General features: G+C 39.9%; 21 protein-coding genes. 6 read left to right on the top strand and 15 right to left on the bottom strand.

Going from position 1 to position 23,944, the window contains the following annotated elements; all coding sequences use genetic code 11:
* Nucleotides 1–265 precede the first annotated feature (265 nt).
* The 10 genes from mnmE to ACX3PZ_RS08240 all read right to left on the bottom strand — a co-directional run bounded on the left by mnmE (nucleotide 266) and on the right by ACX3PZ_RS08240 (nucleotide 8,740).
* The gene (mnmE, locus tag ACX3PZ_RS08285; protein ID WP_459112503.1) at nucleotides 266–1,654 is read right to left on the bottom strand and encodes a tRNA uridine-5-carboxymethylaminomethyl(34) synthesis GTPase MnmE; all 1,389 of its coding nucleotides are present in this window, start codon (nucleotides 1,652–1,654) and stop codon (nucleotides 266–268) included.
* Nucleotides 1,655–1,879: 225 nt separating this feature from the next.
* Nucleotides 1,880–2,806: a HipA domain-containing protein gene (locus ACX3PZ_RS08280; protein ID WP_459112502.1), complete on the bottom strand. Its 927-nt coding sequence runs from the start codon at nucleotides 2,804–2,806 to the stop codon at nucleotides 1,880–1,882.
* Entirely contained in the window at nucleotides 2,799–3,131 is a 333-nt protein-coding gene (locus ACX3PZ_RS08275; RefSeq protein ID WP_459112501.1) for a HipA N-terminal domain-containing protein, read from the bottom strand. Before ACX3PZ_RS08275 ends, ACX3PZ_RS08280 begins: the two co-directional genes overlap by 8 nt.
* The gene (locus ACX3PZ_RS08270; RefSeq protein ID WP_459112500.1) at nucleotides 3,131–3,334 is read right to left on the bottom strand and encodes a helix-turn-helix transcriptional regulator; all 204 of its coding nucleotides are present in this window, start codon (nucleotides 3,332–3,334) and stop codon (nucleotides 3,131–3,133) included. The genes ACX3PZ_RS08275 and ACX3PZ_RS08270 overlap by 1 nt, the downstream gene beginning before the upstream one ends.
* 455 nt (nucleotides 3,335–3,789) lie before the next feature.
* Nucleotides 3,790–4,206 carry a nucleoside-diphosphate kinase gene (locus ACX3PZ_RS08265; RefSeq protein WP_459083994.1) on the bottom strand — a complete coding sequence of 139 codons (417 nt, stop codon included), beginning with the start codon at nucleotides 4,204–4,206 and terminating at the stop codon, nucleotides 3,790–3,792.
* A gap of 190 nt (nucleotides 4,207–4,396) precedes the next feature.
* On the bottom strand, nucleotides 4,397–5,320 hold the full coding sequence (gene rsgA, locus ACX3PZ_RS08260; protein WP_459112499.1) for a ribosome small subunit-dependent GTPase A: 924 nt from the start codon (nucleotides 5,318–5,320) through the stop codon (nucleotides 4,397–4,399).
* Nucleotides 5,321–5,330: 10 nt separating this feature from the next.
* Nucleotides 5,331–6,413: a chorismate mutase gene (locus tag ACX3PZ_RS08255; protein ID WP_459112498.1), complete on the bottom strand. Its 1,083-nt coding sequence runs from the start codon at nucleotides 6,411–6,413 to the stop codon at nucleotides 5,331–5,333.
* An 89-nt stretch (nucleotides 6,414–6,502) separates the two neighbouring features.
* Nucleotides 6,503–7,111, bottom strand: a complete 609-nt coding sequence (locus tag ACX3PZ_RS08250; RefSeq protein WP_459112497.1) for a hypothetical protein — start codon at nucleotides 7,109–7,111, stop codon at nucleotides 6,503–6,505.
* A 101-nt stretch (nucleotides 7,112–7,212) separates the two neighbouring features.
* Nucleotides 7,213–8,295, bottom strand: coding sequence for a DNA polymerase III subunit gamma/tau (gene dnaX / locus ACX3PZ_RS08245; protein WP_459112496.1), 1,083 nt, complete (start codon nucleotides 8,293–8,295; stop codon nucleotides 7,213–7,215).
* Nucleotides 8,296–8,638: 343 nt separating this feature from the next.
* On the bottom strand, nucleotides 8,639–8,740 hold the full coding sequence (locus ACX3PZ_RS08240; RefSeq protein WP_459112495.1) for a transposase domain-containing protein: 102 nt from the start codon (nucleotides 8,738–8,740) through the stop codon (nucleotides 8,639–8,641).
* 991 nt (nucleotides 8,741–9,731) lie between these two features.
* On the opposite strand from ACX3PZ_RS08240, the gene ACX3PZ_RS08235 reads away from it, so the two are divergent.
* The 3 genes from ACX3PZ_RS08235 (at nucleotide 9,732) to ACX3PZ_RS08225 (ending at nucleotide 13,353) form a co-directional block, all read left to right on the top strand.
* Nucleotides 9,732–10,826: a DNA cytosine methyltransferase gene (locus ACX3PZ_RS08235; protein WP_459112494.1), complete on the top strand. Its 1,095-nt coding sequence runs from the start codon at nucleotides 9,732–9,734 to the stop codon at nucleotides 10,824–10,826.
* Nucleotides 10,813–12,447 (top strand): TIGR02391 family protein, encoded by a 1,635-nt coding sequence (locus ACX3PZ_RS08230; RefSeq protein ID WP_459112493.1) that lies wholly within the window; start codon nucleotides 10,813–10,815, stop codon nucleotides 12,445–12,447. The genes ACX3PZ_RS08235 and ACX3PZ_RS08230 overlap by 14 nt, the downstream gene beginning before the upstream one ends.
* 630 nt (nucleotides 12,448–13,077) lie before the next feature.
* Nucleotides 13,078–13,353: a hypothetical protein gene (locus tag ACX3PZ_RS08225; RefSeq protein ID WP_459083988.1), complete on the top strand. Its 276-nt coding sequence runs from the start codon at nucleotides 13,078–13,080 to the stop codon at nucleotides 13,351–13,353.
* Nucleotides 13,354–13,565: 212 nt separating this feature from the next.
* On the opposite strand, the gene ACX3PZ_RS08220 is transcribed toward ACX3PZ_RS08225, so the two are convergent.
* From ACX3PZ_RS08220 to pdhA, 5 genes are all read right to left on the bottom strand, one after another.
* Nucleotides 13,566–16,298, bottom strand: coding sequence for a sodium-translocating pyrophosphatase (locus tag ACX3PZ_RS08220; protein ID WP_459112492.1), 2,733 nt, complete (start codon nucleotides 16,296–16,298; stop codon nucleotides 13,566–13,568).
* A gap of 143 nt (nucleotides 16,299–16,441) precedes the next feature.
* Nucleotides 16,442–17,053 (bottom strand): inorganic pyrophosphatase, encoded by a 612-nt coding sequence (locus ACX3PZ_RS08215; RefSeq protein WP_459083986.1) that lies wholly within the window; start codon nucleotides 17,051–17,053, stop codon nucleotides 16,442–16,444.
* A 180-nt stretch (nucleotides 17,054–17,233) separates the two neighbouring features.
* Nucleotides 17,234–17,899 (bottom strand): ABC transporter ATP-binding protein, encoded by a 666-nt coding sequence (locus ACX3PZ_RS08210; protein ID WP_459083985.1) that lies wholly within the window; start codon nucleotides 17,897–17,899, stop codon nucleotides 17,234–17,236.
* A 97-nt stretch (nucleotides 17,900–17,996) separates the two neighbouring features.
* Nucleotides 17,997–19,628 (bottom strand): pyruvate dehydrogenase complex dihydrolipoamide acetyltransferase, encoded by a 1,632-nt coding sequence (locus ACX3PZ_RS08205; protein WP_459112491.1) that lies wholly within the window; start codon nucleotides 19,626–19,628, stop codon nucleotides 17,997–17,999.
* A 94-nt stretch (nucleotides 19,629–19,722) separates the two neighbouring features.
* On the bottom strand, nucleotides 19,723–20,727 hold the full coding sequence (gene pdhA, locus ACX3PZ_RS08200; RefSeq protein ID WP_459112490.1) for a pyruvate dehydrogenase (acetyl-transferring) E1 component subunit alpha: 1,005 nt from the start codon (nucleotides 20,725–20,727) through the stop codon (nucleotides 19,723–19,725).
* 113 nt (nucleotides 20,728–20,840) lie between these two features.
* On the opposite strand from pdhA, the gene ACX3PZ_RS08195 reads away from it, so the two are divergent.
* The 3 genes from ACX3PZ_RS08195 to ACX3PZ_RS08185 all read left to right on the top strand — a co-directional run bounded on the left by ACX3PZ_RS08195 (nucleotide 20,841) and on the right by ACX3PZ_RS08185 (nucleotide 23,939).
* Nucleotides 20,841–21,470 (top strand): phosphatase PAP2 family protein, encoded by a 630-nt coding sequence (locus tag ACX3PZ_RS08195; RefSeq protein ID WP_459083982.1) that lies wholly within the window; start codon nucleotides 20,841–20,843, stop codon nucleotides 21,468–21,470.
* Nucleotides 21,467–22,054: a BlaI/MecI/CopY family transcriptional regulator gene (locus ACX3PZ_RS08190; protein WP_459112489.1), complete on the top strand. Its 588-nt coding sequence runs from the start codon at nucleotides 21,467–21,469 to the stop codon at nucleotides 22,052–22,054. The genes ACX3PZ_RS08195 and ACX3PZ_RS08190 overlap by 4 nt, the downstream gene beginning before the upstream one ends.
* Before the next feature lie 85 nt (nucleotides 22,055–22,139).
* Nucleotides 22,140–23,939 (top strand): DUF4153 domain-containing protein, encoded by a 1,800-nt coding sequence (locus ACX3PZ_RS08185; protein WP_459112488.1) that lies wholly within the window; start codon nucleotides 22,140–22,142, stop codon nucleotides 23,937–23,939.
* Nucleotides 23,940–23,944: the final 5 nt, after the last annotated feature.

The raw sequence follows: 23,944 nt of genomic DNA, 5'->3' as shown, positions 1-23,944 counted from the left end.
GAATGTCACTTTACATGTTTGTTCATTTTTTCTGAATATTTCAGCACGTTTATTACCCTTTCAATATGTTTCATAATTCCACCTATATAAATATTTAGGCGTACTTCCTTGTACTTTTGTACGCTAAATGAAAATTACGTACAAATAAATTAACAAAGCATACAATTCAAATATAAATAATAGACAAACAAAAAACCGTTTAAAACATTAATTTTAAGCGATTTATACTTATTAGTTATTATTATTTATGATCGATAATTACGATTTATTTCCCGATACAAAACTTAGAAAATATATTCCCTAATACTTCGTCATTGGTAAACTCTCCTGAAATCTCCCCTAAGTATTCAAGAGCATATTTTAACTCGTAGGCTAAAAGCTCCGTGTGGAAACTTTGACTAACTGCCTGTTTTACTCTTACGACTGAGTCTAATGAACGATTCAGAGATTCAAAATGGCGTTGGTTTGTGATAATAACGTTGTTCTCATCTGATTTTAGAGACTCAACATACGAGGACAGCTCTGTTTTTAAGCTTTCTAATCCGACTTGATCTTTGGCTGAGATAGGAATGATTTGGGCAGCCAAATCAGGAATTAAGGCCTCTGCTAAAGTAACATCAAATGCCTCTTTGGCTGAGGAAGAAAGGTCGATTTTATTATGCAGTAGCAGAATTAAAAGATCCTTTCTTGCAAAAGACTTCACGGACTCTATAATTTCGTCAGTCGTGTTGTCGAATTCATCATAAAGGTAAAGTAAGATACTTGCTGTAGAGATTTTATCTTTCGCCTTTTGAACACCAATCGCTTCAATGGTGTCGGTCGTTTCTCTTAGACCAGCGGTATCGATGAACCGAAAGGCAGTTCCCTTAATATGAAACACCTCTTCAATGGTGTCTCGAGTGGTTCCTGCAATTTCACTAACGATGGCCCGTTCTTCTTTTAGAAGGGCATTAAGCAGTGTAGATTTACCAGCATTCGGCTTTCCGACAATGGCCACATCCACTCCGTTTTTGATGGCGTTTCCGTATTGGAAACTCTCAATAAGAGATCGCAGTTTTTCTTCTATTCGATTAAGAAGCAGGCTGAGCGCCGTGCGATCGGCAAACTCCACATCCTCTTCCGAGAAATCAAGTTCCAATTCCACAAGGGATGTGAAATTTAAAAGGTCCGTTCTCAATAAGGAGATCTCGTTTGACACCCCACCCTTAAGTTGATTTAAAGCCACTTTACGAGAAGTTTCATTTTCACTGGCAATCACATCTGCAATGGCTTCGGCCTGCGATAGATCAATACGTCCATTCATAAAGGCCCTCATGGTGAACTCCCCTGCTTTGGCCATTCGGCACCCGCAGTTAATTAACACCTCCAGTACTCGCTTGGCTATAAAAGGAGATCCGTGGAACGATATTTCCACAGAATCTTCTGTGGTAAATGTTTTAGGAGCTTTAAATACAGAGACCATGACTTCGTCAATAGACTCCGTATTTTCCATAATAAAGCCATAATGCACCGTATGGGAATCCACTAGGGTTAGATCCTTTCCGTCAAAGCATCGATTTACGTTTTCGAAGGCCTGTGGTCCAGAGACTCTTATAATTCCTAAAGCGCCAATTCCATTGGCCGTGGCTAGTGCGCAGATCGTATCTTGATTCATAAAACAAAAATACGAAATAAAGGTTGGATTTTTAAACATTCCACTCTATCGTATTTCTGGCCTTTAGAAAACGTTGCGCTTCCCATAATTATTATTCAGGATTGTGAGATCTAAAGGATTGAAATGAGTCCCTTCTACATGATTATACCTTCTACGATAGGTCTCTGTGAATGGAAAGTAAAGCGACAGAGTTTTTGTTTCTAACTCATGTTAAATTGTAAAAAATTACAAACTAATCTGTTTCAATTTATGTTCATAAATCTGAATATACCGTTCTTTATATTCATCAATTAAAAAACAGCTCTCTATCCAAGCATGAAGATTATTAAACTGTTTAGAAAAATCTTTGTAAATATTATCACGAACAATCTTCGCAATACCTAAGCTCATAGCAAATTTGTCAAAATCGGAACGTTTAATGTTTCGTTTTCGTCCACCTAAAGTCAAAGCTAAATCCTCTTTATCGTGTGGGTAAATGAGGTTTACATTCAACAAATCATAAGCTGGTGAAAACAAAATACCTTTATCGGTATGCATCAATGAGAAGTTTTTCAGGTGCATATCATTGTTTCCTGTTAAAAAAGAAAACAAGACCAATCTAAAATATTTGATTGCATCGAAACCCGAGTTGGTCGCATATTGTTTGATGATTTTACCCACACGCTCGTAAGAGCTTTTATATTTTTGTTCCGTTAGTAATTCAGATAACTGACACAAATCTTCCACATGGATTTTCTTGCCTTTTGCTCGGTCAAAACGCTTGGTGATATAAGCTAATTCACCTGTAGTCGTTCGAATTAAAGCATGTTCAGCCGTTTCAATTTTAAACAGCTTTGCTAAGTGCATCGTTAAATCTTCTACTTCGGGCATAAAGGCAAAATCCGAAGATTGTGGTTTTAAGATATAATCACCCCACAGTCCCACTAACGTTAAACGTTTATTGCCTTGATCTCCGTTTAAACTTAATGATATTTTGGGCTGAACTCCTGTCAAAGCTAATCGTTCATTTACAGTAATTTGTGCTAACTGATTTAACTTTTCTTGGTTTAATTCCAACGCAGGAACTTTTGTTGTACCAAAGAATTTTTTGGAACAAGCACTATGATATTCACCCGTTTCAACGGGTTGATAGCAGAATAAACAATTACTCATTATTTTCTTCCATTGGATATACAGAAACAGCACCAATAGTATCTCTGCATAAATTGATTAATAATTCAAAACGGTCACGTGGGTTTAGTTTCCAGTGTTTTTCGCCTATTTCTAATAACCAACCTTCGGGAATTAGACCATCAAAAAAAGGAAATAGCACCTTATTATGATAGGTATTTTGAGAAAGCGGTAACGTTAGACTGATGGCTTTGGGATTGGAACTATCCAAATAATCCTTTTCATAATGGAATGAATATCCATTATCTCCCTCATTCAATATACCGACGAATTGATCCTGAAAATATATTTTTGCCTCTCGTGCCATTATTCTCGGATTTTATCAATTACACCCACTTGTTTCCCAAACAATGCCAATACATCATTCACTTTATCTAAGCGAAGTGTTTTCTTTCCCTGTTCCAAATCACGCACAAAACGCAAGCCTACACCCGCATTTAACGCTAAATCTTCTTGAGTGAGTTTTAGTTCTTTCCGTTTTTGTTTAACAAACCATCGTATTGAATCCATAGATATACCTTTAATGGTATAAATATACGCAAAAAATTAATACGATACCATTTCGGGTATAGAAAAAGGATAAAAGTAGCATTTATACCTTTTGAGGTATAACTTTTGCGTTAAAAAATACAACATTATTCCCCATTGAATAGATTTAAAGCAGAAATTTCAATATCTCTACCCCATAATTTTATCAAACGAAAACAGCGTAGGCTGACTAATTGAGTTACAGAAAGCGGCGAATCTTCTTTTAAACTCTAACACTAGTCAGCCTCACGCCCGTGCCTTATATATGAGCGTCGGCTAAGTCTTTCTGAGTTTAGGATTCTTCGTAGTACCTCTGTATCGCATTGATTTTAATTTCACGCCTTTTAGATCTCAATCAAAGCAGAGAAATTTTAACCAAAAAAAAGAACCAGAAGCGAACTTCTGATTCTTTTTTATACTTTGAAATACAAGCTTTCTTAGAAAATCTCTCTTCCTGAAAAATGGAATTGCCCTTCGATTAAAGCATTCTCATCTGAATCCGAACCGTGAACGGCATTTTCTCCAATGCTTCTTGCGAACTCTTTTCTGATGGTTCCTTCTGCTGCTTCCGCTGGATTTGTCGCTCCGATTAAAGTTCTAAAAGCTTCCACTGCGTTGTCTTTTTCAAGAATAGCTGCAACGATAGGTCCTGAAGACATGAACTCAACTAGTTCACCGTAGAAAGGTCTTTCTGCGTGGACTTCGTAGAACTTCTTAGCGTCTGCTACTGTAAGTTGGGTAAGCTTCATGGCTTTGATTTTAAATCCAGCGCCTGCGATTTTCCCAAGGATAGCTCCAATGTGTCCGTCGGCAACTGCGTCCGGCTTAATCATTGTAAAAGTGATGTTTGACATATATAGGTTTTTTGATGGTGCAAAAGTACGAAATTTGACGAAATACAATCTTAAGAAAATTTAACTTTTATTTCTACTTTCGCGAACCGTTTTTGGCACAGATATTGAATCATACTAATTGTGATTCTCATGTTTAATTTGAGTTTTCATGGTTATTAGTTTTTACCCAGCTTCGGCTGGGTTTTTTGTTTTAATAACCCTGCTCATCGGCCTCCTCCATCAGCTTTAAATACGTGATATAACGAGACTCCTCAATCTCTCCCTCTTCGATGGACTCGAGCACTTTGCATTTGGGTTCATTGAGGTGCAAACAGTTATGGAATTTGCATTGTCTTCCTGTTTTGAAAATCTCAGGAAAATAATGTTGAAGTTCTTCTTTCTCTACGTTTATCATACCAAACTCTCTGACTCCCGGCGTATCGATAACTTGCCCTCCAAAGGACCAAAAATGCATCTGGGCAAACGTGGTGGTATGCTTCCCTTTTAAGTGCACTAACGATATTTCAGAGGTTTTTAAATTCAGATCCGGCTGCATTGCATTGACAAGCGTGGATTTTCCACTGCCGCTATGGCCGAAAAAGACAGACGTTTTGTCTTTTAGCTCCTCCATTAAGTCCTCTAAGTTCAATTTGGAGTAGGAAGAAATACTTAAAGTTTTGTATCCAATCTTCTGATACATAAAACCAATCTCTTCTGTAATTTCTTTTTCCATCTCTGAGAGCACGTCCATTTTATTGAATAAAATAAGAGGTTCGATGGAATAGGCTTCGCAGCAGGCAAGAAAACGATCTAAAAACCCAAGAGAAGTCTCTGGATGTTTTACCGTAAATAGAAAACAAGCAATATCGATATTGGAGGCAATGATATGGGCCTCCTTCGATAGATTTACGGATTTACGAATGAGGTAGTTCTTTCGAGGCTCAATGTGCGTGATCCAGGCAATGTCGTCGGCTTCCAATTGGAACTCAACTCGATCCCCTACGGCCAGGGGATTGGTGAGTCGAGTTTTAATCAGCTTGAATTTTCCACGAATTCTAGCCTCGTAGATAATACCGGTTTCTTTGTCCAAAACTTGGTACCAACTGCCTGTGGATTTTATTATGAGTCCTTTCAAAAGTGGTCGTTTACGGTTTTGTGGTCATCACACTATTTTGCACTTCCACGGATTCTTCGTGAATTGCTTTAAATAGCTTTTCAATAAATTCTTTACTCATTCCGGTTTCTTGCGCTTTTTGTCCTGCATAATCGGTAATTACTTTCCAACGCTCGGGTTGGAAAACAGCCAAGTTGTTTTCTTTCTTGACCGTACCAATTTTCTCAGAAATTTTCATTCTCTGAGAAAGAAGTTCAATCAATTGAAAATCAATATCCGATATAAGAGTTCTATGAGAACCTAATTCATCCTCGTATCCTGAAATCCCTGCTTTTCTTATTTCAAGACCTGAGATGAGCTCAGCTAAGACTTCTGGTGTGATTTGCTGGGCTGCGTCACTCCAGGCTTCGTCTGGTGATGGATGCGTTTCAATCATAGCGCCTGCGTAACCCACGTTAAGTGCTTCTTGCGCAATGGAAGAAAGTCCAGTTCTGTTACCACAAATATGGGAAGGGTCCACGATGAGTGGAATGTTTGGAAATTGATTTTTAAAATCAAGGGCAATTTGCCAGTTCGGCACGTTTCGGTATTTCGTTTTCTGGTATGTTGAAAATCCTCTGTGAATAGCGCCCAGGTTTTCAATGCCTTGCCCTAAAAGTCTTTCCATCGCTCCAATCCAAAGGGCAAGGTCTGGGTTCACTGGATTTTTCACAAGCACAGGCTTTTTCGTATCCTTTAATGCTTCCGCAATTTCCTGCACCGTAAAAGGATTGACAGTAGATCTTGCCCCAATCCATAGGATGTCCACATCCGCTTCTAATGCAGCGCGAACGTGTCCTGCGTTGGCTACTTCCGTAGCGGTCTTAAATCCAAACTCTTCCTTCACCTTTTTAAGCCAGTTCAGTCCGATCACACCGACTCCCTCAAATCCATTCGGTTTGGTTCTAGGCTTCCATATTCCCGCTCTAAAGACCGGAACTTGGTTGGTTGCTTTTTTGATTCTTTCGGCAGCTTCTAGCATTTGGGATTCGCTCTCCGCACTACAAGGCCCTGCAATAATAAGTGGTGAATTAAACTCTGAGATCCACTCGTTTTTTAAATTTTGTAACTCCATAATCGTCCTTTCCTCCTGGGGGATCTCCCCTTTTTGTTTGTAAATAGTTTGAATGTTTGCTTGATTCTTTTGAGATATGAGCCTCAAATTTAAGAAAGATCGAATTTAAAATAGGCATCCATTTCTTTTAATACTGGATTTTCCGTGGCCATCTTTTCAAAAAGGGTGCGCTTGGTCACGATTTCTTTCTTTAGTTTCTTATCTCTTTGATACTCCACCTTTATTTTATGGTGATGCACTTGCTTTTTAAAAGGTCCGAAAAAGTCGCCTTGGATGCGTTCAAATTCAGCTCTTGCCGTTTGCGATGCATGGTGCACGACAATCGTATCCTCGCCCGTTTTCACCAAACGAAATCCTGCAATGGCATTGTAAATGAGATTGTCTTTTTTCTTTAATTGAAGTAAGAATGTAGCCCAGTGGGTATCCACGTCACTTTGAGAAAAGTGATTTGTAGGGAGCTCCTCTTCTATCACGAGCGCTTCGCTCTGCTTTACCTCCTGCTTAGGATCTAGCGCCTCTTCAATGCTAAATCGAGAAGCTAATTTCTTGCCTTGCAATAAAGGCTTGATGGTTGCAGGGATTTTGACTGTAGGTTCAGGACTCTTAACGCTGGTTTCCGGAATTTCGATGCTCGCCTCAGGCTTCTTTTCTATCGTCTGAGTTGCGATAGGCTCTATAGCAGGGGCCTTTTCAGGCACCTGTACTTTAGGCGTCGCTAGAGACTCCTTCTTCTCGAGGCTATCTTTTGATGAATTTGAATTCTGAGTCTCCCCTTCTTTAAAGAGAAGAGGGGGAAGAATTAGGAATTTTTTTTTTTAAGAGCCTCAGCACCTTGCAAAGAGCAAAGCTGCATTAGGGCTATTTCCACGGTGAGTCGTGGGTTCTTGGAGTTCTTATAATTGAGATCGGCATGGTTGCAAATTTCAATACCTTCAATGAGCTCAGAAGCGCTCCAATCCTTGCTTTGTTTCGCATATTTTGCCTTGGTGGCCTCTCCTAGTTCAATAAGATTTAACGTACTCGCAGACTGCGACATCATAAGATCTCGGAAATGACTTCCCAGACCCGCAATGAAAATATGCGGATCGAATCCTTTTTTCACAATCTGATCAAAGCGTGCTAGTACCCCAGGAATGTCTCCGGTATGGGCAAGTTCCGCTATTTTCAAATATTGATCGTAATCTAAAATGTTCAGAATTTCAGCAGCTTTCTCCAGGGTAATGTTTCCTTGAGAAAACGTCGTTAGTCTATCAAAAATAGAAAGTGCGTCCCGTAAGGCTCCGTCTGCTTTTTGAGCGATTAAATAAAGAGCGTCTTCTTCGTAGGAGACGTTTTCTTTCGCTGCAATGCTTTTTAGATGCGACTGAATGTCTTCAATCGTGATTCTTTTGAAATCGTAAATCTGGCAACGGGATAAGATCGTAGGGATGATCTTATGTTTCTCTGTCGTGGCTAAGATGAAAATGGCATGCGCTGGCGGTTCTTCAAGCGTTTTCAAAAACGCATTGAACGCTGCTTGTGAAAGCATGTGCACCTCGTCAATAATATACACTTTGTACTTCCCTACTTGGGGAGCGTAACGTACCTGATCCGTGAGTTCTCGAATGCCGTCTACTGAGTTATTGGAAGCGGCATCCAATTCATGAATGTTGTAGGCGAATCCGTCTTGGGAGACCGAGCCGTCCTTTTCATTGATTTTTCGAGCTAGGATTCTTGCGCACGTGGTCTTTCCGACTCCTCTAGGTCCGCAGAAAAGCAGTGCCTGAGGCATTTGGTTGGTTTCCACCGCGTGCTCCAAAGTATCGGTCACGTGCGACTGTCCGACTACAGTATCAAACTCTAGCGGGCGGTATTTACGGGCGGATACGATGAAATTTTCCATTCTTCAAAAATAGAGAATTTTCTGGCAATAAAACAAACTTTGTCAAAGTTATTGCGAACTTTCTAAAGGGCAAATTCATCTCCAGAGTCCCTCCTCTTTTTGGGTACAAGTCGCTTCTTGAATTTAAGCAAAATGAATTACGGTATCTGGAAATAGCCCCGTCTTTAGGATTGAGTGCCTTTCCAATTCCATCTTTTATAGGTCATGGAATCTTAAAGAATTTCAAAGAGCCTTTTTTTCTATTTGTTAGAAATAAAGTATTTAAAAAAAAAGACTATTAAAAGGCAAAGATAAGCTAAACGATTAAAACCTTTGCTGTACAACGGTTTATATAATAGTAGTCTTAGTTTGGACCTTCGTGCCTGATATTCTCAAGAGTGTACTTGAGCCACTTATTTGGGTTTACGTCGTTCTTTTTGCAAGTGTGAAAAAAGGAGCAGATCATAACTGCTACCTGCAAATGGCTTGTCCTTTCTACCTAATGCAATAGATCTTATTGTATTCTCGATCGGATTATTATCGATTTTTAGGAACATCATAGCAATCTTTTCCGATCCGACTTTTAGGAAGTGTATATTTATACTCGGTCGAGATCCATTTGCGGATCCTTTTATACAAGCTCCTATGATTGCGGATAAAATCAGAATGGCTATAGTTGAAGAAATCATTGCTATGAAAATAAATGTGGTACAACATCAATGCTACCCTTTTACACACGATCAAGAACTCACATTGAAGAATCTCTCCAATTTTGAATTTGCCGATGATTATTTTAACCCAATCTTTTTCATAGGGAAATATTGGGAGTTTATAAAGTAGGATTTTGTTAATGTAGTATAAGCGTATAAGTCTATGCTATATATTCCGAAAAGCATTTCCAAATGATTATTCCCGCAAGGATTATATGAAATTTTCATAATCAGTTCAGCATCTTCTTGAGTGATATTTAATTCAATCAGAATATTGCATATACTTTATGTTCTTTATGCTTTTTTTTGTATATTTTTGCCTAAAACACAAATAGTTTTTGCTTACAAAGGATTGAATAGAATAAGGATACTTTTGGCAAAGCGAAATAAGAAAAATAAATGGCTCGCAGAAAAGCTTGGCAAGAATCAAGCAACTATTTCTCTTTGGTGTTAAAATGCAAGAAAGCCATCACTAGAAAAATAGTTTGATGTAGCAAAAGTTCTAAATGTGAATGTAAGAAAGCTTTTAGTATCGGCAAAAGTAATAACAAAGGGAGGATATGCATTCAAAGGAAATAAATTGAAGGAAATAAAAAAAGAGATAAGGAAAATTTTGAAAAATTAAAAAGTTAGGCTTGGAATGTTATTGTAGTTAATGGATGCGAACTTTACAAGAATAACAAGGACCAAGCTTTACAAAACATTTTAAGCAATATACAGTACCAATTTCGAACTTGATTTTGAAGTATGAAAAAGAAAAACGAACATATAGATAATTCCAACAAACTAAAAGCAGTGGATTTCTTCTGCTCTGGTGGCGGTATGAGCTTTGGAATGCAGGAAGCAGGGATTCAGATTATTGCCGGAATTGACTTTGATAAAAATTGTAAAACTACCTACGAAGCAAATATAAAGGGAGCAGAGTTTATACAAGCTGATGTCTTCGATTTGAAAGAAAAAGAACTTGAAAAAAAATTGTCTTTAAAAAGGAATGATGATGAGCTTGTACTTATAGGTTGTAGTCCTTGCCAGTTTTGGAGCATCATTAATACAAATAAAACAAAGTCATCTAAATCAAAAAACCTTTTGATAGAATTCTCACGTTTTGTAAAATATTTTCGTCCCGGATATGTTGTTGTAGAAAATGTTCCAGGTGTTTTAAGAAGAAAAGAAGAAAGTGGTTTAGACGAGTTTATTGAGTGGCTTAGAAATAACGGTTATGAAAATCCACACTTCAAAGTCCATAATGTAAATGATTATGGTGTTCCGCAAAACCGCAAAAGGTTTACACTAATTGCCACTCGTATTTCTCAGCATGAAATTAAGCCTATGGAATTAGAAGGGAAAAAAATTGTCGTAAAAGATGTTTTAGGAATAGACAATGGGTTTCCTAAAATAGAGCCTGGACATAAGGATAATTCGGATTTTCTTCATACCGCTCCAAATATTAGTGACATCAATAAAAGAAGATTAAAAAAAGTAGAAAAAGACGGAGGAAACAGATTAGGCTTTGCAAACGATTCCGAGTTGCAGTTAAAATGTTTTGATGGAAAAGATGACTCTTTCAAAGACACGTTTGGACGCTTATGGTGGAATAAACCTGCTCCGACAATTACAACCAAGTTTTTCAGTATTTCTAATGGTAGATTTGTACATCCGGAAGAAGACAGAGCGTTGTCTATAAGAGAGGGAGCAACATTGCAGTCCTTTCCGTTAACCTATAAATTTAAAGGAACAAGTGTTGCAAATATCGCCAGAATGATTGGTAATGCCGTACCCCCCAAATATGCAACAGCTATTGGTAAAGCAATAATCCAAAGTACAGAAAATGAGCGAACCTAAACTATTTATGAAATTTGAGGCAAACACCATACAGCATCTTGGTGTTAAAATGTATTCTACAATGCCTCCTGCGTTAGCTGAATTAATTGCAAATGCGTATGATGCCTGTGCAACAGAAGTTCACATAAAATTGTATGACATAGACGAAAAAAAGGTTGTTGTTCAAGATAATGGTACTGGAATGTCTTTTGACGAAGTAAATGAATATTTTCTTAGAATAGGAAGAAACAGACGTGAGGAAAAGCAAGAATCAAAATGTGGAAGAATTCCTACAGGAAAAAAGGGCTTGGGTAAATTGGCTCTTTTTGGCATCGGAGATAAAATAAATATTCAAACTTTCCAAAAATCAGATGGAGTTAGTTTTAACCTTCATTGGAATGAAATCTTAAAAACAACAGGTAAAGATTATGAGCCTGATTTTAAATTGTTAGAAAATAAGAATTCTGAACAAGGGACTACTATTACCTTAACTGAATTAAAAAGAAAAACCGCCTTTCCTTTACAAGATTACGCCGATAACATAGCAAAGTTATTTAATTTTCAGGATGATTTCATAATATACATATCATTGAATGATGATGAGCCAATTAAAATAGATAGCAAAACAAAATACCAAAAAATTGAGCCAGAATTTAAATGGGAAATTGAGGAAATTATAAGGATTAACCAAAAACCCTATCCAGATAAAGGAAAAATTCAAGGTACAATAATTACCACCGAAAAGCCTCTTAAAGCAAACTTGAGAGGAGTAACACTTTTTGCAAATGGACGTATGGTTAATATTCCAGAATTCTTTGGACCTTCAGAATCCAGTCACTTTTATTCTTATGCAACAGGATGGCTGAATGTTGATTTCATTGACAATTGGGAAGAAGATGTTATTTCAACAAACAGACAATCCATTGATTGGGAAAATCCCAAAACAGTTGAGTTAAGAGAATATCTAGCTTCATGTTTGTCTTTAATCGAAAGACAATGGCGTGCATTTCGAAAAGACAAAAAGAAAAAAGCTATTAATGAAAAGGTGACTTTTAATGTAGGAGAGTGGATTGAACGTTTACCTGATAATGTACAGGATCAAGTCGAAACGATTGTTAATCTATTAGATGACACTCCCGAATTATCCGAAATCACACAACAAAAAGCCATTCAATTAATACATGGTCTTGTGCCGGAATATGCAAATTTGCATTGGAGATATCTTCATCCTGAAATTAGAAGAGCGGCAGAAGAAGACTACAAGCGGAATGATTTTTACAGAGCTTTCATAGAAGCGGTTAAAAGATATATTAATACAGTTAGAGTAAAATCAAAAAGTACAAACGCAACGGATCACGCAATGATGGGAGCTGAGTTTGGATTAGGTAAAATATTACAAGTAACAGCTAAATTTAATAAACCAGACGGCTCAAAATTTCACGTAGAGACATACAAATGTATTGAAGAGGGACAAAAATTTTTATCCATGGGAATCGTCTCTGGAGCTAGAAATCCTATTTCTCACGAAGAGATCGGAGATTTACGAGATTCGAAGCTTTTTACTGAAAAGGACTGCCTAGATATGCTTAGTTTATTATCTCACTTATTTAAGAGGTTGGAAGATGCCGAACCTGCTCCCTGAAGTTGTAATTTAGATTCTAGCATTTTCTGAATTCATATTATCTAAAAGATTTGAAAAACCTTAATAGATGCATATATTTTTCAATTATAATATTATTGAAGAGGTCACTTAAATGAATGATTTTGATGTGATTATAGATAGTTTTAATACTTCTCACACCTATGAGAGTTCGGGTTCGGCTACCATATGTGACGTATCCGCACTACGAAGTACAAATTGCAGACTCCTGTGTAATCGCTAATAATAATAATAAATAATTTTTCGCAAATAAGACTATATAATCTCACCCAACTTAGTCACGCCCAAAAGTAGAGTTTTAGTTGATAATTTCTTGCTGACGTTTTTAAAATTTTGTTGGAATGTGGGAAACTCGTTGGCCTTTGCTTGAGCAAGTTTTCCATCTTTCACTAAAAATCCCTTGAAATGAGATTTTGCAATGATTTGTGAGTACGCTCATGTTATACAGATTACAAGAGGATTATTATCTTTGCTATAAGTTACAAGTTAATCCAGATGAAAAAAATTGTAATAAGCACCATAACTAAATCGTCACAGAGAAAGTTCTCCAATCTTATAAACTACTCATTATAAGGTGCTTTGGTCTTTACTCATATTTTTAAGAAAAAAGATATGGAACTACTCACTTTAAAAACATACAACACGGAAAGCGAAGCCTGGCTTGTGGCTTCATTCCTTGAATTCCATCAGGTCCCTTGCTTTATCAACAATAATTTCATCTCCACTGTCTATCCCGTCTTCAATAGTACCATTGGCGGTACCGAGCTAAAAATCAGGAGAGAGGATTTAGAAAAGGCTCTAGTTCTCTTAGAAGAGTATGAGAGGAAAAATAACGATGACGATGCAGCAGAAGATCAGAACGAGCATGAGGGCTTAAATGAATCGTAAATTGTGAATTCAGCTAATGGTACCGGTTTAAGGATATCCAAAAAGCTTATTTGCTAAATAGCCGTGAGTATACCTATCCATTTCAATCTATTTCGTTTTTTTTTAAATCGTATTCGATACAATCCAATAAGGCGTATCCTAACCAAAAGAGAAAAGCCGTCCCAGAATTAAGGGACGGCTTTTCAATTGGTAATTCGTTTGAATGCTCTTTGTTAGAGTTCTAAGACTCTTACATCAATCCGACGGTTTAGAGCCCTGCACTCGTCAGTGTCGTTTTCAGGACACATAGGATGAAGAGATCCGTATCCTTCCGCTTCTAAGTTCGCAGCCGGTATTCCAAGTTCTAATAACTTAAGTTTTACGTTTTGGGCGCGAAGCTCCGATAAGTTTTTGTTATTGGTTTCGTTCCCTGTGTTATCCGTATACCCGCCAATTTTAATTTTCATTGAAGGATTTGCTTTAAGGATTTTGGCTAGTGCCGAAAGGTTGTCTTGTGATCCTGGTAATAGATCGCTGCTCCCTGAGGCAAAATGCAAATTCTCCACAGTGAACCACTCGTTCTCATTTAATAGAGTCTTGTCTTTCTTTTCATGACGCTGGTACAAGTAATTCATTTGACTAAAGGATCCCAGTTGAACGGTCTCTCCGTTAGAAAGTTTAATTTCTTTCATTTCTCCCAGATCATAGACAAACTCTCCGTCTGCATTTAGTTCTCCTAAACTCTGAGGAGCGTCCGCTTGCGCGTCTCCAAATGCGAGATCAGAAGGTAAAACCGCTCCGCTCGCAAGCGTTAGACGATTTAGACTTTCCATTCTTTCTTTTTCAATCTTTTCATGGTGCACCGAGGATAGTGTAGGCGCAATCACAAGAGAAACAATACTCATGAGTTTAATAAGGATGTTCATCGAAGGGCCCGAAGTATCTTTGAAGGGATCCCCAACGGTATCTCCTGTGACAGAGGCTTTGTGAGGATCGGATCCTTTGTAATGCATTTCTCCGTTGATATCCACTCCGGATTCAAACGATTTCTTAGCGTTGTCCCAAGCACCTCCCGCGTTGTTTTGGAACATTCCCATAAGCACTCCACTTACGGTGGCTCCTGCTAAGAATCCTCCTAAAACTTCAGGGCCGAAAATAAACCCGACCAAGATTGGCGAAATAAGCGCCACAGCTCCAGGTAAAAGCATTTTACGAATGGAAGCGTCCGTAGAAATCGCAACGCATTTTTCATATTCCGGTTCTGCTGTTCCTTCTAAAATTCCTGGAATTTCTCTGAACTGTCTTCTTACTTCCTCCACCATGGCCATGGCCGCTTGCCCTACCGCCGTAATGGCAAGAGAAGAGAAAATAAACGGAATCATTGCTCCAATTAAAAGTCCAGCAAGGACGTCTGCTTTGTAGATGTTAATCCCATCAATTCCTGCAATTCCAACAAAGGCAGCAAAGAGTGCAAGCGCGGTTAAAGCAGCCGATGCAATCGCAAATCCTTTTCCGCTTGCAGCGGTGGTGTTTCCGACCGCATCTAAAATGTCGGTTCTTTGTCTTACTTCTTTTGGAAGTTCACTCATTTCTGCAATTCCTCCCGCGTTGTCTGCAATCGGTCCAAAGGCATCAATTGCAAGTTGCATGGCCGTGGTGGCCATCATCCCTGCGGCTGCAATGGCAACTCCGTAGAGTCCTGCGCACAGGTAAGAACCCCAGATTCCTCCTGCTAACACTAAGATAGGAAGTAGTGTGGATTCCATTCCAATGGCCAGACCTCCAATAATGTTGGTGGCGTGTCCTGTCGAAGATTGCTTCACAATGCTTTTGACCGGTCTTTTGCCCATGGCGGTGTAGTATTCCGTAATGATACTCATGAGAGTCCCTACGATTAACCCTACCATTACAGCTCCAAAGACGCCCATTTTGGTAAAGACAAAGCCTCGAAGCTCCATCGTGTCCGGAAGAAGGTATTGAGTTAAGAAATAAGTCACTATGGCGGTTAAAATGATACTGCCCCAGTTTCCAAAATTAAGTGCATTTTGAACTTTGCTCGTGGTTTCTTCTCCGTCGTCATTGATTTTCACAAACAGAGTTCCCACGATGGAGAACACGATTCCGATGCCTGCAATCATCATCGGAAGTAAGATAGGAGCAAATCCTCCAAAATTGTCATTCGAAAGGGTTTCTCTACCGAGAACCATCGTGGCGAGCACGGTGGCTACGTAAGAACCGAATAAATCCGCGCCCATACCGGCTACGTCTCCAACGTTGTCTCCAACGTTATCCGCAATGGTGGCTGGGTTTCTAGGGTCATCCTCTGGAATTCCCGCTTCTACTTTCCCCACAAGGTCAGCGCCCACGTCGGCTGCCTTGGTATAGATTCCACCTCCTACTCTTGCGAACAGGGCAATGGATTCCGCTCCAAGTGAGAATCCCATCAGGATCTCCAGCGTGCGCTCCATCTCCACAGAGTCGGTCGCCGCTCCAGGAGCAAAAATTTGTTTGATGATTAAATAAAGGGCACCCAGTCCTAAAACGGCAAGTCCTGCCACTCCCATTCCCATCACAGAGCCTCCTGCAAAGGAAACCTTAAGGGCTTTGGAAAGAGACGTTTTTGCAGCCTCGGCCGTTCGAACGTTGGCTTTGGTCGCGATTTTCATTCCGATGAAACCGGCAGCGGCACTAAAAATAGCCCCTGCCACAAAGGAAAGTCCAATGCTCCAATGCGATTTTTCGTGGCTTAGGCCCATCAGGGCCAAAAGAACGGCTACGATGATTACAAAATACCCCATAACGCGGTATTCTGCCTTAAGGAAGGCCATGGCCCCATCGGCAATGTGGCCACTAATTAGACGCATCCTCTCATTACCGGCGTCTTGCTTACTCACCCATCGACTCTGCAAGAAGGTATACACCAACGCGACGAGCCCTAATAGGGGAACTAAAATGAATAAATCCATAGAAAAATATTTTGTTAATAAGAGTTAAATATAGGAAAAATCTCAGCCGCTGTATCACTCCCACCCGAAATACTTATAAAAAAAGCAGAATTCCTGTGGAATTCTGCCCTTATTATTCATTAATGAGTCTATTTATAGCCCCTCTATCCACCAAATTTATTGGCGTAATCTCTTTTAGAAGCTTCGATCACTTCCTTGGCATGCTCTGCTCCGTAGACATCGTCGATTCTACATTTTGCAGGTTCGTCCGGAAGGTTTTTGTACGTAAGAAAATAGTGTTTTAATCTTCTCACTTCCGCTTGGGGAAGCTCAGAAATATCTCTAAAATGCCCAAAAGCGTGGTCACCTACCATAACGGCTACAATTTTATCGTCTGCTTCTCCTTTGTCAATCATTTTAAACCCTCCGATCGGAATCGCTTCCATTAAGAGTCCTCCTGACAAAATATTGTGAGAAGAAAGAACGCAGATATCCAAGGGATCTAAATCTCCCTCCGCTACGTCTGTCGATCCATTGGCGATCGCAAGGTTTTTCACTTCGTCGTGACAGTAAGTCCTAGGAATGAAACCGTATAGAGCTGGGATAATATTTGAAAATTGTTGCGGTCGGTCTACCTTTAAAAATCCGCTTTGTTTGTCAATCTCGTACTTAATTGTGTCACTGGGCACAATTTCAATGAAAACATTCACAACATTCGGAGAGTTCTCTCCTGCGGATATTCCGTGCCATGGATGCGCCTTAAAATTTGGAATCATGTTTAATCTGTTATTTAAATCTTGAATAACTTAAGTTCTCTTGCATTTTCAACTTCCTTTGCCCTCAAGCAAAGAGACAAAAAACCTGCAAAACAGGCTTTCGTACCTAGCGAAAATTTAACGGCGCAAAATTACGAATAATATCGTAATAAAACTCTGATTTTACCAAAGACTTCGGGGCTAAAGAATCATCCCGTCTTTCATTACGAGTTTACGGTCTGTAATGTCAGCTAAATTGGGATTGTGCGTGACAATGACAAAGGTTTGTTTGTAACGGTCTCTTAAATCAAAAAAGAGTTGATGCAAATCGTCTGCGTTTTTAGAATCTAAATTTCCAGTGGGTTCATCGGCGTAGATGATCTTAGGAGAATTTATAAGGGCTCTTGCCACGGCGGCTCTTTGCGCCTCCCCTCCGGACATTTGGTTCGGCTTGTGGTGAATTCGGTCAATAATATTGAGCTCCTCGAAGAGTTGATAGGCTTTTTGAAGACTTTCTTTTTCGTTTTTCCCACAGATTCGAGTAGGCAAAAGAACATTTTCTAATGCGCTAAATTCAGGAAGTAACTGATGGTACTGAAACACGAACCCAATGTTCTCGTTTCGAAATCGACTGAGCTCTTTGTCGTTCATGGAAATGAACGACTGCCCGTCAATGGTGATTTCTGTATCAAAGCCTTTGGGATTGGTAGATGCATCCAGAGTCCCTAAAATTTGCAGCAAGGTAGATTTTCCGGCGCCGGACTCCCCTACAATGGAAACGACTTCTGCTTTTTTGATGTGAAGGTCCACTCCTTTTAGGACCTCTAAATCCCCGTAGGATTTGTGAATGTTTCTCGCTTTGATCATGGGTCAAAAATATCACTAATTTTTCAATTAAAGAAAAAACCCTTTTAGAATCTGTGCTCTAAAAGGGTTTTCTATTTTCTCCTTATCGAATCTTGCCTTAAAGTAAGATGGAAATCGGTTGTTCTAAATACTGTCTTAGGGTTTGAAGGAACTCGGCTCCCGTTGCTCCATCGACCACTCTATGGTCGCATGCAAGGGAAAGTTTCATCATGTTTCCTACGACGATTTGTCCGTCTTTTACAATCGGTTTTTCCACAATCGCTCCTACAGAAAGAATCGCAGAATTCGGTTGGTTGATAATGGAAGTAAAGGTATCAATTCCAAACATTCCTAAGTTCGAAATAGAGAAGGTGGAACCTTCCATTTCGTTTGCTTTAAGTCCTTTGTTTCTAGCGCGACCGGCCATGTCTTTCACAGAAGAAGAAATCTGCGTGTAGTTCATTTGGTCCGCGTTCTTAAGAACCGGTACAACCAGTCCGTCTGGAACGGCTACGGCCACTCCCACGTTAATATTTCCGTGGTGTACGATTTTATCCGTCGCCCAAGTCGAATTTACTTGAGGATGTTTTCTTAGCGCCATTGCAGTGGCTTTAATAATCATATCGTTGAAAGAAACTTTCGTATCCGGCAAGGAGTTGATTTCTTTACGAGCTGCAATTGCTTTGTCCATATTAATGTCTACGATCAGATAGTAATGGGGAGCGGTGAATTTGCTCTCCGCAAGTCTCTTCGCGATAATGCTACGAACCGGTGAATTTTTAGTCTCGGTGGTTTCCCCTTGGGTAAACTGCATAGCAGGAGCTGCTGCTGCCGCTTGTGGCGCCGCTGCACTTTCTGCTTTTGCACTGGAAGGAACAAATTCTTCGATGTCTTTCTTTACAATGCGACCGTTTTCTCCGCTTCCTTTTACTTCGGAGAGAGAAATGCCTTTGTCTTTAGCCATTTTCTTAGCCAGTGGAGACACCGCAATTCGATCGGTAGAACTATTCGAAGTGCTTTCGCTACTTGAAGTTTCTGCTTTTGCAGGTTCTTCTTTTGCTTCTGTAGAAGCCTGAGGCTTCTCTTCTTTTGCAGGTTCACTTTTCACACCTCCAGAAGCCACGATACCCGAAACGTCTGTTCCGGCAGGGCCAATGATGGCAAGGATGCTGTCCACAGGAGAAGCTTCTCCCTCGGCTACTCCTTGGTATAATAAGGCTCCGTCAAACTCCGATTCAAAATCCTGAACGGCTTTGTCGGTTTCAATTTCGGCAAGAAGATCTCCTTCTTTTACCGCATCGCCTACGTTTTTATTCCATTTTGCCACAGTCCCTTCCGACATCGTATCGGAAAGTCTCGGCATGGTGATGATTTCTACGCCCTTTGGAAGTTCTGCGGGTGCAGAAACTTTCGCTTCTTCATTTTTTGGTTCCTGAGCTTTTGATTCCTCTTTCGGGGCCTCGCTTGACGAAGCTTCGCTTCCACCTGCTTTCAAAGAAGAAATGTCTTCTCCCTCTTTTCCCACAATGGCAAGTATAGCATCCACAGGGGCTGCACCGCCCTCTGCAACTCCTACATAAAGTAAGGTTCCGTCCATTTCTGCTTCAAAATCTTGCACCGCTTTGTCGGTTTCAATTTCTGCTAAAATATCTCCTTCCTTTACCGCATCTCCTACCTTCTTGTGCCATTTTGCAACCGTACCCTCCGTCATTGTATCCGAAAGTCGCGGCATTGTAATTACTTCAGCCATAGTCTTTGTATTGTTTAAGATTTAAAGAGTTCTTAAAAGAGCCTGCCTTTTCAAAAGGTTGCGGTCTTTTACAACTCTTAGATCCGCTTAATTTCTAGTTATTTTCAATTTTATCAATGAACGGGTAATCCTCTTGCGCGTATACATATTCGTATACTTTGTTTGGATCTGGATAAGGAGAATTCTCCATGAATTCGATGCACTCTTCTACAAAAGCGCGCGCTTCATTGTCCTTCTCTTCAAGTTCTTGTTCGCTTGCCCATCCATTGGAAAGAATTCTTTGTTTTACGAGTTCGATTGGGTCGTCCTCTTTGGCCATAGCCACTTCTTCTTTCGTTCTATACGGCTCTGCATCCGACATAGAGTGACCTCTATAACGGTAGGTTCTCGCCTCAATAAAAGTAGGTCCATCTCCTCTTCTCGCTCTTTCAATCGCTTCGTAGGCCGCTTCCGCTACTTTTTCCGGGTCCATTGCATCGACCGCTAAACAAGGCATTTCATACCCAAGTCCTAATTTAAAGATGTCTTCGTGATTCGCCGTACGTTTCACAGAAGTTCCCATTGCATATTGGTTGTTTTCCACCACGAATACCACTGGAAGTTTCCAGTTCATCGCCATGTTGAACGTTTCATGAAGAGATCCTTGTCTAGAAGCTCCGTCTCCAAAGAAACAAATGTTTACGGCCTTACGGTCAAAGTATTTGTCTGCAAAGGCAATTCCAGCTCCTAAAGGAATCTGGCCCCCTACAATCCCGTGTCCTCCGTAAAAACGGTGCTCTTTGCTAAAGATGTGCATAGATCCACCCATTCCTCCTGAAGTACCAGTCGCTTTACCACAAAGTTCCGCAAGGATTCTTTTTGGATCTACGCCCATAGCCATCGGGTGAATGTGACAACGGTACGCAGTAATCATGCTGTCCTTAGTTAAGTCCATGGCATGGGTAAACCCTGCAGGAATTGCTTCCTGTCCGTTGTACAAGTGTAAAAATCCTCTGATTTTTTGCTTTAAGTATAAAGAGCGGCATTTGTCTTCAAACCGTCTCCACATCGTCATATCGGAGTACCACTTAAGGTAAACTTCTTTAGAAAATTCGTTCATTGTAATTGAAAATATGAGGCAAAAATAAGAAAAATACTTGGTCTTTGTAAGGAGTGAACTTAAAAAAGGCATTTTCAATCTAAAGAAAATAGTTTAAATTTGATTTTACAAATATGAGAATGACTTCTTCCCCTAAAAAAACGGAGCCTTGGTGGATCTATGCCGCAAAATGGATTTCGAATCTATTTAACCCCCTAACCTCGTTAGTACTTTATTTTATTTATTTCGCGACTCAGTTTTTAACATGGCAAGAGGCGATAAAGCAATTCTCACCGATTCTTGGTCTTTTAATTCTTCCCGTGACGGCTTGGATTGTATGGAACGTAAAAACAGGTCGCTACTCCAATATGGACGTCTCAAATCGACTGCAAAGAAAAAGCCTTTATGTGTTTCTCTTACTTGCCCTTCTCACCTATTTGATCGTGACGTATTTTCTATTTGGATCTCTCGACCTAGTCATGGTTTTTCTTCTCGTTCTCATGCTCCTTATGCAAATTAGTAATTATTGGATCAAGAGCTCGATGCATACCGCTTTTAATGTCTTTGCTGCGGCTTTGTTTTTTACGATAAACCCTGTGGTGGGAATCGCCTGGCTAGGCCTAGCGGCTCTAGTCGGCGTTAGCCGTGTCGTTTTAAAACGACATAGCGTAAAAGAAGTGCTCTTTGGCTCAGGCATTGCCCTTGTGGTTAGTATTTGCTATCTTTATTTTCACATTCAAACCCAATCCGTATTGCCCCTATGAAATTAAGTCCACTTACCACTGCGGAAGAGCAGCTCATGCACGTAATTTGGCCTCTTGAGAGTCCTTATCTTCGCGATATCATGGAGGCTCTTCCCGAGCCCAAGTCTCATCAAAACACCGTCTCGACTTACCTTAAGATTTTAATTGAAAAGGATTATTTGCGAACAGAGAAGGAAGGTCGAATCTTTCGCTACATCGCAAGAGTGGACAAAGAAACCTACCTAAAGGAGAAATTGAAGAATCTTGCCAAGGAATTCTTTGACGGGTCTCTAGAGGCACTGCGCGAATATATGAACCCAAGTTCCTCCTCTTTAGGAAGAACTACAGTCTCGGGTACGAGGGAACCTGCAAAGGAGGCTGCACCTACTGAATCTACACTAGTGGAAACCCCAGTAACCCCAAAAGCTTCAGTTAAAAAGTCACCTCGCAAAAAATACGAGGAGCAAATTGCAGCTTTTGTCTCTGGACTAGAGAAAGTCAATAAGAAAAAAGGGAAAAAGAGCAAGAGCAAAAAAAGCGACTCAAAGCCCTCTAAAAAGAAAGGCAAAAAAGAGAAAAAAGAAAAAGGCTCCAAAGGAAAATAGCGTCTCTTGTTTCAAAGTTTCAAACACCCGTCTTTAAAGAATTTCATTTCTAAGCTAATCTCCGAAACTTCTAAATCGAATAAAAATGAACACAAAATTTCAAATGCTGTTCTTCCATGCAAAAGATCTGGTTCGAACCAGTCCACTGATTCTGCTCATGTCGCTTATTGCAGGGATAAGCTCTGTGGTCGCTATTGAAAACGAGAAAGAGTCATGGGCCTTTTCTTACACGGTGCTTGCCTTCGTAGCCTGCCTAGGAATCTCCTTGTTTTTCGCTTTAAAAATGGCTGCAGAACGCTATTCTAAGAAAGTTTTGCTCTACAGCATTGGCTTTTTAACTCTGGTGGGTCTCTACTTCTTTCTCCCGAAAACAGAGAAAGAATTTGGTCCTCCAGATGCTTTTCTTTTAGCCGGACTTTTTCTACTTTCTCATTTGCTTGTATCGTTTGTGGCTTACCTTCAAGAAAAGGAGTCTAAATCCTTTTGGTTTTACAACAAACAACTTTTTTTAAATGTCTTTTTAACGGGGGTATTTACTTTTGTTTTGGTCGGTGGGGTGATGCTCGCGCTTTTGTCTGTTGACAAACTCTTTGAGCTGAACTTTGATGACTCGCTCTACCCTAAGATCTTCCTTTTTTTATCAATTACCGGAAGTACCTTTATCTTCCTTCTATTTGGTTCTGGAGGAATTCAGGAGCTGGAAAAACCGACCCCTTACCCTCCCGCTCTCAAATTCTTTACTCAACTTATATTAATTCCTCTTCTCCTGATTTATGTGGTGATTCTGTATCTCTACGCCTCAAAAATTTTAATTCAGTGGGAACTTCCTAGAGGATGGGTGTCGTATCTCATCTTAATTTATGCTTGTGTAGGACAACTCGCTTTGCTTCTCGTGCATCCCTTAAAGAACGACCTAGCAAAGTCCTGGGTGAAAATTTTCAGTCGTATATTTTACTTCTCGTTAATTCCACTCTTAGTTCTTCTTTTCGTAGCCCTTTTTACCAGAATTCTAGAATACGGATACACAGAACCAAGGTATTTCCTTTTGATTCTCTCCCTTTGGCTTACCAGCGTGGTTGGGTATTTTTGCATAAAGGAAAATGCCTCGATTAAATTCATTCCACTTTCCCTTTTTGCCTTTGGAGCTTTCGCCCTATTTATGCCGTATCTAAATGCTTTTTCAAGTGCCAAACGAAGTCAGATATCCGAACTTGAAAAGGAATTGTCTGAAGCGAAGGTCTTAAAAGAGGGCAAGATTCAGTTTGATCACAAAATTTCGGATACGCAGAGTGAAAGCATCGCAGACAAATTCCATTTCTTGGCGCAGCGGGGTGAGTGGGCGTCTGTGTCTAAATGGGTTCCGAAGAAACAGATTGAAATTTTAAGTCCCGAAGTCGCCGAAAGTCAATACTGGAACTTCAAATCAAAACTTAAACATCAATTCACGAATGTTTCGAATACAAAGCCTAACGATCTAGAAAAAAGCTTTACCCTCGATATTGAGCCTCAGCTCGTAAAGACGAGCGGATTTGATTACGCCTATTCTTTTAAGGTTCCCACGCAGGTTAGTCTTCCTTTAGAAAAGGATCAATTGGATATTTCCTACAGTCCGTATGCAAACAGTCCTTCTCTACTATTCACCCTAAAGTTAGAAAACGGTAAAACGGTTTCTAAGGATCTTCTCCCTACTCTACAAAATTTGGCCCAGCCCTATAAAAATCAGGGAGGTACCATCTCCTCGGGACCCATCAGTAGCGAGTTTTCTTTAGCAGATTACAAGTTTGAATTGCATTTTCAAACTCTATCTGCTCGAGCGACGGGGACCAAGGGATCGGAGTGGGTCCTTGATCCTTTACAATTCACGATTCTAATTCGAAAGAATTAGCAGAA

Source organism: Chryseobacterium sp. A321 (genome assembly GCF_054489265.1).
This window is presented reverse-complemented; position numbering and strand designations above follow the sequence as displayed.